This is a genomic window from Azohydromonas sp. (genome assembly GCF_035325925.1).
Classification (GTDB): Bacteria; Pseudomonadota; Gammaproteobacteria; order Burkholderiales; family Burkholderiaceae_C; genus Calidifontimicrobium.
In genome coordinates this window covers 94,445-108,884 of sequence record NZ_DAOKZA010000005.1, presented here as the reverse complement: position 1 = coordinate 108,884, position 14,440 = coordinate 94,445, and the positions used below count along the sequence as shown (strand labels likewise).

Below are 14,440 nucleotides of genomic sequence, written 5' to 3'. Positions count from 1 at the left end.
GTCGCGGCCGGTCTTCATCTGGCCGTCGGCCTGCACGCGGATGCGCCCGCGCAGCCGGTTGAGCACCAGCGTCTGCTGCGTCTCGGCCAGGCCCAGCTCCCACGGCGTGCCGGCGTGCTTGATGCTGCTCCACGGCGACGCGCCGGTGCCGCCGTCGTGGCCGGCGATGACGACGTGGTCGGCCTTGCACTTGGCCACGCCGGCGGCGACCGTGCCCACGCCGACCTCCGAGACGAGCTTGACGCTGACGTCGGCCTTCGGGTTGGCGTTCTTCAGGTCGTGGATCAGTTGCGCCAGGTCCTCGATCGAATAGATGTCGTGATGCGGCGGCGGGCTGATCAGGCCCACGCCCGGCACGCTGTAGCGCAGGAAGCCGATGTACTCGCTGACCTTGCCGCCGGGCAACTGGCCGCCCTCGCCGGGCTTGGCGCCCTGGGCCATCTTGATCTGGATCTGGTCGGCCGACACCAGGTACTCGGTGGTCACGCCGAAGCGCCCCGACGCCACCTGCTTGATGCGGCTGCGCAGGCTGTCGCCGTCCTTCAGCTCGTAGTCGGCCTCGATGACCTTGGCGCCGATCACGTCGCTGACCCTGGTGCCGGCGGTGATGGCGATGCCCTTCAACTCGTTGCGGTAGCGCGCCGGGTCCTCGCCGCCCTCGCCGGTGTTGCTCTTGCCGCCGATGCGGTTCATCGCGATCGCCAGCGTCGAGTGCGCCTCGGTCGAGATCGAGCCGAGCGACATCGCGCCGGTGGCGAAACGCTTGACGATCTCGCTGGCCGGCTCGACCTCGTCGAGCGGGACCGCCTTGCCCGGGTCGAGCCTGAACTCGAACAGCCCGCGCAGCGTCATGTGGCGTCGGCTCTGGTCGTTGATCAGCTGCGCGTACTCCTTGTACGTCTCGAAGCGGCCGGCGCGCGTGGCGTGCTGCAGCTTGGCGATCGCGTCGGGCGTCCACATGTGCTCCTCGCCGCGCGTGCGCCAGGCGTACTCGCCGCCGGCGTCGAGCATGCCGGCGAGCACCGGGTCGTCGCCGAACGCGGCGCGGTGCATGCGGATCGCCTCCTCGGCGACCTCGAACACGCCGACGCCGCCGATCTGGCTCGCGGTGCCGCGGAAGTACTTGTCGACGAACTCCTTCTGCAGGCCGATGGCCTCGAAGATCTGGGCCCCGCAGTACGACATGTACGTGCTGATGCCCATCTTCGACATGATCTTCGACAGCCCCTTGCCGACCGCCTTGACGTAGTTGGCGATCGCCTTCTCGGGCTTCAGGTCGCCCGGCAGGTCGCGGTGCAGCGCGACCAGCGTCTCGAGCGCAAGGTACGGGTGCACCGCCTCGGCGCCGTAGCCGGCGAGCACCGCGAAGTGGTGCACCTCGCGCGCCGACCCGGTCTCCACCACCAGCCCGGCCGTGGTGCGCAGGCCCTCGCGCACCAGGTGGTGGTGCACCGCCGACAGGGCCAGCAGCGCGGGGATCGCGACGTGGTCGCGGTCCATGCGGCGGTCGGTGATGATGAGGATGTTGTGCCCGCCGGCGATCGCGTCCTGCGCCTCGGCGGCCAGCGACGCCAGCTTGGCCTCGACGCCCTCGCGGCCCCAGGCCAGCGGGTAGACGATGTCGAGCTCGTAGGGCTTGAACTTGCCGTGCGTGGACTTCTCGATCGCGCGCAGCCGCGCCATGTCGTCGAAGTCGAGCACCGGCTGCGACACCTCCAGACGCATCGGCGGGTTGACCGCGTTGATGTCGAGCAGGTTCGGCTTCGGCCCGATGAAGCTGTTCAGGCTCATCACGATGGCCTCGCGGATCGGGTCGATCGGCGGGTTCGTGACCTGCGCGAACAACTGCTTGAAGTAGTTGTACAGCGGCTTGTTCTTGTCCGACAGCACCGCCAGCGGCGAGTCGTTGCCCATCGAGCCGATGCCCTCCTCGCCGGTGGCGGCCATCGGGCTCATCAGGAACTTGAGGTCCTCCTGCGTGTAGCCGAACGCCTGCTGGCGGTCGAGCAGCGGCTCGGCGAACGGCAGCGGCGCCGCGTCGGCGTGCGGCACGTCGTCGAGCCGGATGCGCACGTTCTCGATCCACTGCCGGTACGGGCGCGCCGACGCGAACTGGTTCTTCAGCTCCTCGTCGTCGACGATGCGGCCCTGCTCGAGGTCGATCAGGAACATCTTGCCCGGCTGCAGGCGCCACTTCTTGACGATCTTGTTCTCCGGGATCGGCAGCACGCCGGACTCCGAGGCCATGACCACCAGGTCGTCGTCGGTGACGATGTAGCGCGCCGGCCGCAGGCCGTTGCGGTCGAGCGTGGCGCCGATCTGCTTGCCGTCGGTGAACACCATCGCCGCCGGGCCGTCCCACGGCTCGATCATCGCCGCGTGGTACTCGTAGAACGCGCGGCGGCGCTCGTCCATCAGCTCGTGGTTCTCCCAGGCCTCGGGGATCATCATCATCGCCGCGTGCGCCAGCGGGTAGCCGGCCATCGTCAGCAGCTCGAGCGCGTTGTCGAAAGTGGCGGTGTCGCTCTGGTACTCGAAGCTGATCGGGTACAGCTTCTTCAGGTCGTCGCCGAGCACGGGCGACTTCATCACCCCCTCGCGCGCGCGCATCCAGTTGAAGTTGCCCTTGACGGTGTTGATCTCGCCGTTGTGCGCCACCATGCGGTACGGGTGCGCGAGCGGCCACTCGGGGAAGGTGTTGGTGGAGAAGCGCTGGTGCACCAGCGCGAGCGCCGAGACGGCGCGCCGGTCCTGCAGGTCCCTGTAGTACACGCCGACCTGGTCGGCGAGCAGCAGACCTTTGTAGATCACCGTGCGGCAGCTCATGCTGGGCACGTAGTACTCGCGGCTGTGCGTGAGCTTCAGGCGCTGGATCGCCGCCGAGGCCGTCTTGCGAATGACGTACAGCTTGCGCTCGAGCGCGTCGGGCACGATCACGTCGGGGCCGCGGCCGATGAAGATCTGGCGGATCACCGGTTCCTTCGCGCGCACCGCCGGGCTCATCGGCATCTCGCGGTCGACCGGCACGTCGCGCCAGCCGAGCAGCACCTGGCCCTCGGCCCTTACCGCGCGCTCGAGCTCCTGCACGCAGGCCAGTCGCGACGCGTGCTCCTTCGGCAGGAAGATCATGCCCACGCCGTACTCGCCCGGCGGCGGCAGCTCGACGCCCTGCGCCGCCATCTCGGCGCGGTACAGCTCGTCGGGGATCTGGATCAGGATGCCGGCGCCGTCGCCCATCAGCTTGTCGGCGCCGACGGCGCCGCGATGGTCGAGGTTCTCGAGGATCTTCAGCCCCTGCTCGACGATCGGGTGCGAGCGCTCGCCCTTGATGTGCGCGACGAAACCGACGCCGCAGGCGTCGTGTTCGTTGGCCGGGTCGTACAGGCCGCCGCGCGCCGGCGCGCGGCGGGGTTCGTCGGGGTGGGTGGGTTGCGGGGCGCGGGCCCCTGAGGTCAGTCGGCGCATGGCGACCTCCGATCCGGACTGAGGAAGGTCGCGCAGCGTACTGCACCGCAGCATCGATCACAAGAGAAAATTAATAGGGTCGGAGTCTTTAAAGGAAGCAGAGTCTGATCGCGATGCTTAAATAGGGACACATTAAGAATCGCCACGTCGAACGCGCAACCGCCGTCGTCGGGCCGATACCCGCCGGTCGCTGCCGCTGCGTGGGCGCCCGACGAAGTGGCGGCGCCACGCCGGGCCGCGCGCAGGCGCCGCGGCGAGGCGCGGCGAGCCGCCGCGGGGCGCACGCGTTCGCGGGGGTGCCGGCCCGGCCGAAGCCGCCTCGGGCCGATCCTGCCGATCCTGCCGATCCTGCCGATCCTGCCGATCCTGCCGATCCTGCCGATCCTGCTGATCAGCCCGCCTTGCGTGGCCGCCCGCGCGCGCGGCGCTGCACCGGCCGGCCGGCCTGCGCCGCGACGACGTCGACGAAGCCCGGCGGGCCCAGCGCCCAGCCCTTCAGCGCGGCGTCGTCGATCGTCCGTCGCCGGACCGCCGGCAGCCCGACGTCGAGCCGCCTGCGCCAGGCGGTGTCGCGCTCGAACGGCGTGTTGCCCAGCGCCCACAGTTGCGGGTGCTCGTCGAGGGCAGCATCGCGTGCCAGACCCAGGTGATGCCGCGCGCTCGACCACGGCCAGTCGCCGGCCGACGACGCCAGCCCGGCGTCGACCGGCTTGGTCTCGAGGTGCACGAGCACGTCGACCAGTTGCGTCGGCGCGTCGAACACCGTGGCGCGGAACCGCCCGTCCCACAGCGTGCCGCGGCGCGCGTGGCGGCGGTTGACGGCGGCGACGAAGCGGCGGCCCAGCGCCTGCATCGTGCGGCTGAGCGCCGCCGCCTCGACCGGTTGCAGCACCAGCCAGACCTCGGTGTCGAGCAGCGCGTAGCCGTGCATCGCGACGCCGTGCGCGCGCAGCACGTCGTGCAGCGACGCCAGGTAGGTCTGGCGGTCGACGTCGTCGACGAACACCGGCTGCCGGTTGTGCCCCTGCTGCACGACCAGGTGCAGCGCGCCGGCGACGGCCAGCCGCGGCAGCCGCGCCATCTCACGCCTCGGAGAACACCGCGCGGCCGGTCAGCCGCTGGTGCTCGCGCAGCGCGAAGCGGTCGGTCATGCCGGCGATGTAGTCGGCCACGGCGCGCACGCGGTCGTCGGCGTCGGCGTAGTCGCCCGGCATCTCGGCGGGGGCGTCGCAATACGCGTCGAACAGCTCGCGCACCACGCGCCGCGCCGCGTCGGTCTTCGCGACGACCTGCGGGTGGCGGTACAGCGACTGGAACAGGAAGCGCTTGAGTTCGACGATCTGCGTGCGCATCGGCTCGCCGAAGCCGATCAGCGGCGGCGCGCGGCGCGCCGCATCGACGTCGGCCGGCGCCGCCTCGCGCAACCGGGCGCTGCTGTGGTCGATCAGGTCGTAGACCTGCTGCGACAGCATGCGGCGGATCGTCTCGAACAGCAGTCTGCGGCCGGCGAGCGCCGGGTGCGCGGCCTGCGCCCCGGCGCGGAAACGCGCCACCAGCGGCACCGCGGCGTCGAGCTGCTCGAGCGTCAGCAAGCCGGAGCGCACGCCGTCGTCGATGTCGTGCGCGCTGTAGGCGATCTCGTCGGCCAGGTTGACCAGCTGCGCCTCGAGCGACGGCTGCGTGCCGTCGACGAAGCGGCGTGCGACGCCGCCCGGCTCGCGCGCCTCGATCTCGTCGGCGTGGCGCCGCGAACAGTGCTTGAGGACGCCCTCGCGCGTCTCGAACGTCAGGTTCAGGCCGTCGAAGTCGGGGTAGCGCTGCTCGAGGCGGTCGACCACGCGCAGGCTCTGCAGGTTGTGCTCGAAGCCGCCGTGGGCACGCATGCACTCGGCCAAGGCGTCCTGGCCGGCGTGGCCGAAAGGCGTGTGGCCCAGGTCGTGCGCCAGCGCGATCGCCTCGACGAGGTCCTCGTTCAGGCGCAGCGTGCGCGCCGCCGAGCGCCCGAGCTGCGCCACCTCGAGCGAGTGCGTCAGCCGCGTGCGGAACAGGTCGCCTTCGTGGTTGAGGAAGACCTGGGTCTTGTAGACCAGGCGCCGGAACGCGGTGCTGTGCACGATGCGGTCGCGGTCGCGCTGGTGGTCGTTGCGCGTCGGCGCCGGCGCCTCGGGGTGGCGCCGGCCGCGCGATCGCGCGGGGTCGCATGCGTAGGGCGCCAGCGCGCCGCCGCCGACGCTCATGCGCTGCAGGCGGCGATCGTCTGGCGCACCAGCGCGTCGGGTGCGGCACGCTGCACCGCGCGGCCCGGCGCCTCGATCAGCACGAAGCGGATCTCGCCGCCCTCGGCCTTCTTGTCGACGCGCATCAGCTCGACGAAGCGCCCGGCGCCGATCGACGCCGGCGCCGCCACCGGCAGCCTCGCCCGCGCCACGAGCCGGCGCATGCGCTCGACGAACGCCTGCGGCACCAGCCCCAGCCGCGCCGACAGGTCGGCGGCCATGACCATGCCGCAGCCGACCGCCTCGCCGTGCAGCCACTCGCCGTAGCCCAGCGCCGCCTCGATCGCGTGGCCGAAGGTGTGGCCGTAGTTCAGGATCGCGCGCAGCCCGCTCTCGCGCTCGTCGGCGCCGACCACCGCGGCCTTCAGCTCGCACGAGCGGCGCACCGCGTGCGCCAGCGCCGCCTTGTCGCGCGCCAGCAGCGCGTCCAGGTGCGACTCGACCCAGTCGAGGAACGCGGCGTCGGCGATCGGGCCGTACTTGATGACCTCGGCCAGCCCGGCGCCGAGCTCGCGCTCGGGCAGCGTGTCGAGCACGCCCAGGTCGGCGATCACGCGCAGCGGCTGGTGGAACGCGCCGATCATGTTCTTGCCGCGCGGGTGGTTGATGGCGGTCTTGCCGCCCACCGACGAGTCGACCTGCGCGAGCAGCGTGGTCGGCACCTGCACGAACGGCACGCCGCGCATGTAGCAGGCCGCGGCGAAGCCGGCGACGTCGCCGACCACGCCGCCGCCGAGCGCGAACAGCACCGACTTGCGGTCGCAGGCCTGTGCGAGCAGGGCGTCGAAGATCCGGTCCAGCGAGGCCCAGTCCTTGTGCGCCTCGCCGTCGGGCATGTCGACGTGCAGCACGCGCGCGAACCGGCCCTCGAGCATCGCGTGCAGCCGCGCGCCGTACAGCGCCGACACCGTCGGGTTGCTCACCACCATCGCGCTGGCCGCGCGCGGCAGTCCGTCGTACGACGCCGGGTCGTCGAGCACGCGCTCGCCGATCAGGATCTCGTAGCTGCGCTCGCCGAGTTCGATCGGCACGCGCACGGCGGCGGCAGGGCGGGAGGCGCTCATGCGCCGGAGTGTACGTACCGGGTGCCCTGCGGCGCGGGCCGCCACGACGCCGCCGCGCAGCGTGCCGCTCAGGTGGCGCCGGCCTCGCCTTCGGGCCGCATCGGGTTGATCGGCGACGGCACGCGGCTCGTGTCGACGAGGCCGGCGAGCTCGAGCTGCATCAGGATCATCTGCACCAGCGCCGGCACCGACGGGCGGCCGGTCTCGATGACGTAGTGCGCGGTGCGTCGGTACAGCGGGTCGCGCTCGCGGAACAGCTGGCGCAGCTTCTTCAGCGGGTCGCCGCCCTGCAGCAGCGGTCGCTGCGTGTCGTGGCGCAGCCGGCGCCACAGTTCCTCGGGCGTCGAGCGCAGGTAGATCACCGTCGTGCGCTCGTGCAGCGCGCGCCGGTTGGCCTCGCGCAGCACCGCGCCGCCGCCGGTGGCCAGCACGATCGGCCGGCCCTGCGTGAGCACGTCGATCGCATCCTGCTCGAGGTCGCGGAACGCCGCCTCGCCGTGCGAGGCGAAGAAGTCGCGGATCGTGCAGCCGATGACCGACTCGATCTCGTGGTCGGTGTCGCGGAACGCCAGCCCCAGCTGGCGGGCAAGATGACGCCCGACGGTGGACTTGCCACCGCCGGGCATGCCGACCAGGCTGATGATCACGCGGTCATCCGGCCGCCGATCACGGCGACGCGCGGTCGCCTCGTCAGCCCGCCGGCTTGCCGCAGAGCACGACCGTGCCCCCGCCGAAGGTCTCGACCTGCACCGCGTCGGGCACCTGGGTGCCGAACGGGCTGAGGCCGAAGGCCGGGAACACGTCGCGGTTCTTGATGGCCGCGGCGTCGGCCGGAATCGGGTCGATGCGGAACGTCGCGCGCCCTTCGCTGCCACCGACGCCGGAGGCAGCCACCGTCAGGTCGGCGTCGATCCAGGTCGCGAAGCTCTTCGCGTACAGGATCTCGACGATGGCCGTGCCGTCGGTCGCGGTGCGCGGCTCGAGGAGGCGAATCGAGATGTCCGAGCGTCCGGGCTCGAGTCGGCCATCCTCGTCGGCGTCCTCCCGACCCACCAGCAGCATCTCGGACACGCCGTTGCGGTTCAGGTCCTCGTTCGGGCAGGTGACGTCGAGCGCCTTGACCCACGAGTCGCCCGACAGCACGTAGTAGCCCTTGTGGTAGTTCTTCAGGTTCAGCGACACCGACAGGTCGACGTCGGGTTTGGCCGCGCCGGCCGAGTCGGTCACCGAGACGAGGAAACGCTTCACGTAGGTGAGCTCGTTGACGACGATCAGCTCGTTGGTGCCGATCGACACGCCCAACGCCTCGTTGGCCACCGTCAGCGTCGCGTCGCGGAAGGCCGTGCAGTCGAGCAGGTCGGGGTCGGTGTCGGACTTGCCGTAGCAGGCGCGCACGACGACGCCGTCGGTCGGGCTCGAGCGCGTGCCCGGGATGTACGCCGTCGTCACCACGCCGTTGGCGTCGGTGTACAGCGTCGTCGCCCCGGTCGAGAAGCTGCCGCCGACGTTGTTCGGGTCGGGCAGCGCGAAGCGCACGCGCACGTTCTTGATCGGCTTGTTGAACTTGTCGAGGAACAGCGCGCGCACCTCGGCGCGGTTGGTCTGGCCGCTGGCGTTGACCGACACCACGCTGGGACTGACCGCGACCGAAGCTGCGACGATGTCGACGCCGGCCGGCACCTCCTCGACCTGGCTGGCCGGCTGCACCTGCAGCGTGCGCGTGTCGCTGGCCTCGCCGACGCGCGCGACGATCTGCACGCTGCCCGGCGCCGCCGGCGCGGTGAAGCCGAACGAGAACTCGCCGTTCGGCCCGGTCTTGCCCGACGCCGACTCGGGCGACAGGCCCGGCGCCGACACCGCGATGTCCTGGTTGGCCATCGCGGTGCCCGAACGGTCGACGACGCGGTACTGCACGCTGGCCGCCGCGCCCGGGTCGACCACCGGTGGCAGCGTCGCGGTGATGCGCGTGCCGATGACCTGCACCTGCGCCGTGCGCTTGACCGAGCCGGACTGCGCGGTGACGGTCAGCATGCGGTCGGCGCGGTTGGCGCCGATCGACAGCGTGGCCTGGATCTGGCCGTTGTCGCCGGTGGTGTCCGGCGCGGTGATCGTGCCGCCGTTGTCGATGGCGAAGGTCACCGGCACGCCGGACAGCGTGCGGCCGCCGGCGTCGACGGCGGTGACCGTGACCGTGGCCGTCGACGAGGTCGTGTTCGGCACCTGCACCGGCGCCTCGATCGTCAGGTTGGCCACCGCGGCCGTGCCCTGGCCGCCGCCGAACGGCGGCGTGCCGGAACTGCCGCCGCCGCCCCCGCAGGCCGCGACCATCACCGCGGCACAGGCCGCCAACCAGCTCTTGAAGCTGCGCATCTTCGCTCCCAACCGGAATCGTCTTGGAATGGTTCGTCGGTGCGCCGCGCGTTCAGCGCGCCGCCGTCTTCTCGGTGACCACCTTCGGCGTGATGAACACCAGCAGTTCGGTCTTGTTCGACGAGCGCACCGTGTTCTTGAACAGGTTGCCGAGCACCGGCACGTCGCCGAGCACGGGCACCTTGTTGACGTCGGTGCGGTCCTCCTGCTGGAAGATGCCGCCGATGACCACCGTGCCGCCGTTCTCGACCAGCACCTGCGTGCGCACGCGCTTGGTGTTGATCGCCGGCCCCGCCAGGGTCAGCTCGCCGCGGCTGTCCTTCGTCACGTTGACGTCGAGGATCACGTTGCCCTCGGGGGTGATCTGCGGCGTCACTTCCAGGCGCATGCTGGCCTTCTTGAACTCGACCGCCGTCGCGCCCGAGCTGGTGGCGTTCTGGTACGGGATCTCCTCGCCCTGCTCGATCTCGGCCTTGACCTGGTCGGCGGTGATCACGCGCGGGCTCGAGACGATCTTGCCGCGCCCGTCGGCCTCGAGCGCCGACAGCTCGAGGTTGAGGAAGCGGTTGGCGGTGGCGCTGAACAGCGACAGCGCGAAGGTGGCCGGGCTGCCGGCCCCCGCGAGTGCCGCGGCCGGCAGGTTGACGAAGTTCGAGTCGCCGTAGCTGAACGCCGGGCCCTGCAGCGACTGCGCGCCGACGGCGTTGTAGTTGCCGCCGGGCATCAGGTAGTTGCTGCCGCCGACCTTGTAGCCGGGCACGCCGCCGCGCAGCCCGCGCAGGTCGGTGGCGCCGAGCTTGACGCCGAGCGAGCGCCCGAAGCGGTCGTCGGCCTCGACGATGCGCGCCTCGATCTGCACCTGCCGCACCGGGATGTCGATCTTGGCGATCATCGCCTGGATCTCCTCGAGCTTGCCCGGGATGTCGGTGACGAACAGCTGGTTGGTGCGCGTCTCGTAGATCACGCTGCCGCGCGGGCTGAGGATGCGCGCCGGGTTGTTGTTGGCGCCGCCGGTCGAGCCGCCGCTCAGTCCCTGGCCGGTCAGTCCCTTGGCGACCTCCTCGGACTTGGTGTAGTTGAGCTGGAACGACTGCGTGCGCACCGGTTCGAGTTCGGCGATCTTCTGCCGCGCCTCGAGCTCGACCTGCTCCTTGGCCAGCAGTTCGTCCTTCGGCGCGATCCAGATCACGTTGCCGGTCTTGCGCAGCCCCAGACCCTTGGCCTGCAGGATGATGTCCAGCGCCTGGTCCCAGGGCACGTCCTTCAGCCGCAGCGTGACGTTGCCGGTGACGGTGTCGCTGGTGACCACGTTGAAGTTCGTGAAGTCGGCGATCACCTGCAGCAGCGCGCGCACCTCGATGTTCTGGAAGTTCAGGCTCAGCTTCTCGCCCGCGTAGCCGGGACCCTGCACCAGCTTGTTCGGGTCGACGGCCATCGGGCGCACCTCGAGCACGAACTGCGTGTCGCTCTGGTACGCGCTGTGCTCCCACGCCCCGCGCGGCTGCACGACCATGCGCACGCGGTCGCCGTCCTGCGTGGTGGTGATGGTGTTCACCGGGGTGCCGAAGTCGGTCACGTCCAGGCGCCGGCGCAGCGCCTCGGGCACCGTCGCGCGCGGGAAGTCGACGACCAGGTTCTGGCCCTGCTGGCGGATGTCGACACCCACCAGCGTGCTCGGCAGCTCGACGACGACGCGGCCCGCGCCGTCGGGGCCGCGGCGGAAATCGATGTCGCGCAGCGCCTGCGCCTGGACGTTCTGCGCCGGCGCGAACGAGGGCGCGGCCGGCGCGGCGCCGGCGGCGGCCACCGTCGGCGACGGCGCACCGCTGTCGACCACCAGCACCAGCGTCTTGCCGTCGAGCTGCGCGCGGTAGTTGGCGGCCTGGCGCAGATTGAGCACCAGCCGCGTGCGGTCCTCGCCCTGGGCGATCGCCACCGAGCGCAGGTTGCCCTGGTTGACCTCGACGCTGGGCCGGCCGGTGGCGTTCTTCACGCCGGGCAGGTCGATCGCGATGCGCGGCGGCGTCTGCACCGAGAAGCCGGTGGGCAACGCGGCCAGCGGCTCGCTGAGCTGGATGCGCACCACGTCGGCGCCCGCCTGCTGGCTGCTGCTGATCGACTCGATCACGCCCTGCGCCCAGGCCAGCGGCGAGGCTGCGGCCAGGGCGAGCACCGCGCCCCAGGCGCGCCGTTGGATCGTCATGCACTTCTCCCGCATCTCAGTTGCCTTGTGTGCAGCCGCCTTCACCGCTTGCCCTCCTGCAGTTGCAGCGTCATCGGGCGCTCGATCCACTCGCCGGCCGCGTCCTGCACGATCTCGCGCAGCCGCACCTCGGTCTCGGTGATCGCGGTGATGCGCCCGAAGTTCTGCCCGATGTGGTCGCCCACCGCCACCTGGTACAGCAGGCGGTCGACGCGCAGCAGCGCGTGCGGCCGGCCCTGCTTGCTGACGCTGCCGACCATCGCCATGCTGTCCAGCGGATAGTCTTCCAGCGGTTCCTTGCGGCGGTTCAGCTCGGACGCCAGCACCGAGCTCGTCTGGCGCGCCTCCTGCCGAAGCGCGACCGTGAGCTTCTGGTTGCTGAACGGCTCGACCAGGTCGAGCGCGGCGTACGGCTCGGGGTCGAAGGTCTTCGGCGGCGACAGCGGCTGCACGCTCGGCTTGACCTCGCGCTTCTGCTGCTCCATCCACTGCGCGAGGTCGCCGTTCTGTTCGGCACAGCCGGCGACGCCGAGCGCCGCCGCGGCGATGAGCAACGCCAGGCGCGGTTGCAGGGACGCGGTCATTTCCTCGCTCCGGGCTTGGCCTTGGCGGCCGCGGCCGCCTGGCGCTGCGCGGCCACCTCGCTCTCGTCGAGGTAGCGGTAGGTGCGCGCGGTGGCTTCCATCGTCAGCGCGCCGCTGCCGGTCTGCGCGTCGCGGCCGGTCGGCGCGGCGACGTTCAGGTCGTGCAGCGTGACGATGCGCGACAGGTTGGCGACGTCGGCGGTGAAGGCGCCGATGTCGTGGTAGCGGCCGCTGACCTTGATCGCGATCGGCAGCTCGGCGTAGTAGTCCTTCACGGCCACCTGGCCGGGGCGGAACAGCTCGAACTGCAGGCCGCGTCCGAGTCCGGCCTGGTTGATGTCGGACAGCAGCGCGTCCATCTCGGCCTTGCCGGGCAGCTGCTTCTCGAGCTGGGTCACGTACTCCTCGACCTGCAGCTTCTGCTTGCGCAGTTCCTCGAGGTTGACGGCCTGGGCCAGCTTGCTGCGGTAGTCCTGCTTGAGCGCCGGCTCGCGGTCGCGCGCGGCCTGCAGCTCGTCGGTGGCGTCCGACAGCAGCAGGAACCAGCCGATCACGACCACCGCCACGGCGACCAGCAGGTACGCGGCGATCTTGGGCAGCGGCGGCCACTGGCCGGGCTCGTTCAGGTTCAGGCCGCGGAACTGCGACGCCGCGTCCTGCAGCACGCGTCCGACGTCGACGCTGGGCTTGTTCGCCTTGGTGGCCATCGTGCGTCCTCAGGGCTTCTTGGCAGGCGCGCGCGACGGCGCGGCACCGCGGGCCGGTGCCACTGCATCGGCCGGCGGCTGCAGCGGCTTGAGCGACACGCGCATCGCGAAGTCGTACAGGCGGCGCTGGTCGCGCGCGGCATCGCGCGAGCTGGCCGCCGTCTGTGCCGCCACCTTGATCTCGACCAGTTCCGGGCGCTCGAGCCAGGGCGAGCTGTGCTGCGTGTTGCGCAGGAACTCGGAGACGCGCTCGTTGGTCTGTGCGATGCCGTTGATCGCCACCACCTGTCCGGTCTGCTTGATCGACTTCAGGTAGACACCCTCGGGCGTCTGCCGCGCTAGCTCGTTGAGCAGGTACACCGGCACGTTGCGGTTGGTCTGCAGGTCCTCGACGGCGCGCTGGCGCGCCTTCAGCGCCTCGATCTCCGAGCGCAGGCTGGCGATGTCCTTGATCTGCGCGTCGAGCTTGGCGATCTCGGCCGACAGGAACGCGTTGCGCGCCAGCTGCTGCGCCGTCAGGTGCTGCAGCGCGAGCAGCCACGCGCCGGCGATCACCACGCCGAGCACGGCGGCGGCGCCGAGGCCGGCGAAGAAGGCTTGCTTGCGCCGGCGGCGCTTTTCTTCCCGGTGGGGAAGCAGGTTGATCAGGATCACTGCACGAACCTCCGCATCGCCAGACCGCAGGCGGTCAGGTACGACGGCGCCTCGCGCCGCACGCGCGACTCGCGCACGGCCGAACCCAGCTTCATGTGGTCGAACGGGTTGACCACCTGCGACGCGAAGCCGGTGAGGTCGGTGACCCGCTCCTTGAGCCCCGGCAGCGTCGCCGTGCCGCCGGCGAGCATGATGTAGTGCACCTTGTGGTGCGGCGTGCTGGTGAAGAAGTACTGCAGCGCGCGGCCGATCTCCTGCGACAGCGTGTCGACGAACGGCGCGAGCACGCCCTGCTCGTAGTCGTCGGGCAGGTCGCCGGAGAGCTTCTTCGCCTCGGCCTCCTCGAACGAGAAGCCGTACTGGCGCGAGATCAGGTGCGTGAGCTGCGAACCGCCGAAGGCCTGGTCGCGGTCGTACAGCAGTTCCTCGTCGCGCAGCACCTTCAGGCTGGTGGTGTCGGCACCGATCTCGAACAGCGCCACCAGCGCGTCCTTGCCGTGGCCGGGCAGCTGGTGCACGAGGCGGCCCATCGCCAGGCGCGACGCGTGCGACTCGATGTCGAGGATCACCGGCTTCAGGCCCGCGGCCTCGGCCAGGCCCTGGCGGTCCTGCACCTTGTCCTTGCGCGACGCCGCGATCAGCACCTCGACGTCGCCGACCGAGGTCGGGCTCGGGCCGATGACGCAGAAGTCGAGGCTGACCTCGTCGAGCGAGAACGGGATGTACTGGTTCGCCTCGGACTCGACCTGCAGTTCGAGCTCCTCCTCGCGCAGGCCGGCGGGCAGCATGATCTTCTTCGTGATCACCGCCGACTGCGGCATCGCGAGCACCGCCTGGCGCGTCTTCGTGCCGCTCTTGCCGACCACGCGGCGCACCGCGTCGACGACCTCGTCGAACTTCTCGATCTGGCCGTCGGCGATCCAGCCCTTCTCGAACGGTTCGAACGCGAAACGCTCGAGCACGTACTCGCCGTCGGCGCCGCGCCCGAGTTCGACCAGCTTGACGCTCGACGAGCTGACGTCCAGCCCGAACATCGGCGGATGCTTGCGCCCGAGCAGCACATCGACAAAGCTCACGACCGAATCTCCCAACGCGTGGCCGGCGCCGGTGGGCACCG

General features: G+C 70.9%; 11 protein-coding genes. All 11 read right to left on the bottom strand.

The genetic code is table 11. The features are described from left to right. Positions 1-3,465, bottom strand: a 3,465-nt coding sequence (locus tag PKC53_RS03370) for a glutamate synthase-related protein (protein WP_324426296.1), incomplete at its 3' end; no start/stop codon positions are given. Positions 3,466-3,856: 391 nt separating this feature from the next. Next, the gene (locus PKC53_RS03365; protein WP_324426294.1) at positions 3,857-4,546 is read right to left on the bottom strand and encodes a transposase; all 690 of its coding nucleotides are present in this window, start codon (positions 4,544-4,546) and stop codon (positions 3,857-3,859) included. A gap of 1 nt (position 4,547) precedes the next feature. After that, on the bottom strand, positions 4,548-5,702 hold the full coding sequence (locus tag PKC53_RS03360; RefSeq protein ID WP_324426292.1) for a deoxyguanosinetriphosphate triphosphohydrolase: 1,155 nt from the start codon (positions 5,700-5,702) through the stop codon (positions 4,548-4,550). Beyond that, positions 5,699-6,805: a 3-dehydroquinate synthase gene (gene aroB, locus PKC53_RS03355; RefSeq protein WP_324426290.1), complete on the bottom strand. Its 1,107-nt coding sequence runs from the start codon at positions 6,803-6,805 to the stop codon at positions 5,699-5,701. Before aroB ends, PKC53_RS03360 begins: the two co-directional genes overlap by 4 nt. A 68-nt stretch (positions 6,806-6,873) precedes the next feature. Next, entirely contained in the window at positions 6,874-7,452 is a 579-nt protein-coding gene (locus PKC53_RS03350) for a shikimate kinase (RefSeq protein WP_324426288.1), read from the bottom strand. Positions 7,453-7,495: 43 nt separating this feature from the next. Continuing rightward, positions 7,496-9,175: an Ig-like domain-containing protein gene (locus tag PKC53_RS03345; RefSeq protein ID WP_324426285.1), complete on the bottom strand. Its 1,680-nt coding sequence runs from the start codon at positions 9,173-9,175 to the stop codon at positions 7,496-7,498. 52 nt (positions 9,176-9,227) lie between these two features. Then, positions 9,228-11,378 (bottom strand): type IV pilus secretin PilQ, encoded by a 2,151-nt coding sequence (locus PKC53_RS03340; RefSeq protein WP_324426283.1) that lies wholly within the window; start codon positions 11,376-11,378, stop codon positions 9,228-9,230. A 41-nt stretch (positions 11,379-11,419) separates the two neighbouring features. Then, entirely contained in the window at positions 11,420-11,962 is a 543-nt protein-coding gene (locus tag PKC53_RS03335) for a pilus assembly protein PilP (RefSeq protein ID WP_324426281.1), read from the bottom strand. Continuing rightward, positions 11,959-12,669 (bottom strand): type 4a pilus biogenesis protein PilO, encoded by a 711-nt coding sequence (locus tag PKC53_RS03330; RefSeq protein WP_324426279.1) that lies wholly within the window; start codon positions 12,667-12,669, stop codon positions 11,959-11,961. Before PKC53_RS03330 ends, PKC53_RS03335 begins: the two co-directional genes overlap by 4 nt. A 9-nt stretch (positions 12,670-12,678) precedes the next feature. Beyond that, positions 12,679-13,323, bottom strand: coding sequence for a PilN domain-containing protein (locus PKC53_RS03325; RefSeq protein WP_324426277.1), 645 nt, complete (start codon positions 13,321-13,323; stop codon positions 12,679-12,681). Then, complete coding sequence (locus tag PKC53_RS03320) at positions 13,320-14,357, bottom strand: pilus assembly protein PilM (protein ID WP_324426314.1); 1,038 nt, start codon at positions 14,355-14,357, stop codon at positions 13,320-13,322. The genes PKC53_RS03325 and PKC53_RS03320 overlap by 4 nt, the downstream gene beginning before the upstream one ends. Between the last annotated feature and the right edge of the window lie 83 nt (positions 14,358-14,440).

Coding starts and splice junctions, on each gene's coding strand:
- PKC53_RS03365 (WP_324426294.1), bottom strand. CDS start 4,546: ATGGCGCGGCTGCCGCGGCTGGCCGTCGCCGGCGCGCTGCACCTGGTC.
- PKC53_RS03360 (WP_324426292.1), bottom strand. CDS start 5,702: ATGAGCGTCGGCGGCGGCGCGCTGGCGCCCTACGCATGCGACCCCGCG.
- aroB (WP_324426290.1), bottom strand. CDS start 6,805: ATGAGCGCCTCCCGCCCTGCCGCCGCCGTGCGCGTGCCGATCGAACTC.
- PKC53_RS03345 (WP_324426285.1), bottom strand. CDS start 9,175: ATGCGCAGCTTCAAGAGCTGGTTGGCGGCCTGTGCCGCGGTGATGGTC.
- PKC53_RS03340 (WP_324426283.1), bottom strand. CDS start 11,378: ATGACGATCCAACGGCGCGCCTGGGGCGCGGTGCTCGCCCTGGCCGCA.
- PKC53_RS03335 (WP_324426281.1), bottom strand. CDS start 11,962: ATGACCGCGTCCCTGCAACCGCGCCTGGCGTTGCTCATCGCCGCGGCG.
- PKC53_RS03330 (WP_324426279.1), bottom strand. CDS start 12,669: ATGGCCACCAAGGCGAACAAGCCCAGCGTCGACGTCGGACGCGTGCTG.
- PKC53_RS03320 (WP_324426314.1), bottom strand. CDS start 14,357: ATGTTCGGGCTGGACGTCAGCTCGTCGAGCGTCAAGCTGGTCGAACTC.